The 1,124-nt window shown below is 60.7% G+C and carries 2 protein-coding genes and 1 pseudogene; all 3 read right to left on the bottom strand.

Features of this window, described 5'->3' with window-relative positions; genetic code table 11:
• Window positions 1-182: pseudogene (locus BGN91_RS11065) on the bottom strand (50S ribosomal protein L11); the annotation flags it as partial.
• Between the two features lie 177 nt (window positions 183-359).
• On the bottom strand, window positions 360-890 hold the full coding sequence (gene nusG / locus BGN91_RS11060; protein WP_009797155.1) for a transcription termination/antitermination protein NusG: 531 nt from the start codon (window positions 888-890) through the stop codon (window positions 360-362).
• Window positions 891-922: 32 nt separating this feature from the next.
• Window positions 923-1,114 carry a preprotein translocase subunit SecE gene (gene secE / locus BGN91_RS11055; RefSeq protein WP_079446310.1) on the bottom strand — a complete coding sequence of 64 codons (192 nt, stop codon included), beginning with the start codon at window positions 1,112-1,114 and terminating at the stop codon, window positions 923-925.
• Window positions 1,115-1,124 lie beyond the last annotated feature (10 nt).

Below are 1,124 nucleotides of genomic sequence, written 5' to 3'. Positions count from 1 at the left end.
ATCGTGATCACCACCGGAATCGGCGTGTTCTTTTCTTCCTTCTGCGTCTGGGCGTTGAACGCCTTGCAGAACTCCATGATGTTGAGGCCGCGCTGACCAAGCGCGGGGCCGATCGGCGGCGACGGGTTCGCCGCACCGGCCGGCACCTGCAATTTCAGGTATCCGGTCACTTTCTTTGCCATGCGTTACTCCTGTTAGTGGTTGCGGCTCGAACGGCTGGCGACCGCCCTCACCTCCCACCGCTTTCCGCGGAAATCCCTTCCGCACGTCATGGCCGGGCTCGTCCCGGCCATCCACGTCTTCACAACCATTTCACGCCGATAACGACGTGGATGCCCGGCACCGGCCGGGCATGATGGCTAAACCTTCTCGACCTGACCGAACTCCAGTTCGACCGGCGTCGCGCGACCGAAGATCGACACCGCGACCTTCACGCGCGAGCGCGCCTCGTCGATTTCCTCCACGACCCCGGAGAACGACGCGAACGGGCCATCGGCCACGCGAACGTTCTCGCCGATCTCGAACGACACCGACGCCTTGGGCCGCTCCACGCCTTCCTGCACCTGATGCATGATGCGCATGGCCTCGGCTTCCGAAATCGGCATCGGCTTGTTCTCGGCGCCGAGGAAGCCCGTGACTTTCGGAGTGTTCTTGATGAGATGAAACGCCTCGTCGGTGAGGTTCATCTTCACCAGCACGTAACCCGGGAAGAACTTGCGCTCGGTATCGACCTTGCGGCCGCGCCGGACTTCCGTGACCTTCTCGGTCGGCACCAGCACCTGCTCGAAAAGGTCCTCAAGCCCCCGCTGCTTGGCCTGCTCGCGGATCGATTCCGAGACCTTCTTTTCGAAATTCGAATAGGCGTGGACGATATACCAGCGCATGCTCATGGTTCAGTTCCGTGCGCGTGTCGTTCGCGTCTTCAATGAAGGCTCAGGACGAACGTGATGAAAAAACGGATTAACTGATCCGTGAAGAAGAAGAAGATCGACGCCAGCGCCACCATCAGGAACACCATGATCGTCGTGACCGTGGTCTCCCGGCGCGACGGCCAGGTGACCTTCGCGGTCTCGGTGCGCACTTCCTGCAGGAATTTGAACGGGCTGAAAGCCATCGTCGATAAT

The sequence above is a fragment of the Nitrobacter sp. 62-13 genome, from assembly GCF_001896955.1.
Classification (GTDB): domain Bacteria; phylum Pseudomonadota; class Alphaproteobacteria; order Rhizobiales; family Xanthobacteraceae; genus Nitrobacter.
Note: the sequence above shows the minus strand (reverse complement) of the source record. Positions and strands in the feature narration are given on the sequence as shown.